Here is a 316-nt window from a genome sequence, read left to right on the forward strand (position 1 = left end):
AATTCCCGTATTGCTATTGAAGCCGCAGGGATTAACACTAGCAGTTTTGATGATGAAGACAAACTTATGCAAAAACTTGTTGATCGTTCAGCAAGCGCAGAAGGGCGTATGCAAGCCATTCAAGCTGGAAATGAAATTGCTGCACAACAAGTGAAACAGTTGCAGCTACTTCGTGATCTTGTTGCTAATAATACCACTTTACAAGCAAACTACACGGCCAATGAAGTGGAGCGTAAAGCCAAATATGATGCCGATGTTGAAAAGTTTTTTGAAACAAAATCGCCAGATACAGATCGTGGACATGCATATTAAATAA

Annotated in this window: 1 pseudogene; it reads left to right on the forward strand. The window is 39.9% G+C overall.

From position 1 onward, the window contains the following. Positions 1-312 (forward strand): annotated as a pseudogene (locus ACFIMM_RS06710) (P-type conjugative transfer protein TrbJ); the annotation flags it as partial. Positions 313-316: the final 4 nt, after the last annotated feature.

It is taken from the genome of Bartonella sp. AP258QHHD, from assembly GCF_042196145.1.
Taxonomy (GTDB): Bacteria; Pseudomonadota; Alphaproteobacteria; order Rhizobiales; family Rhizobiaceae; genus Bartonella.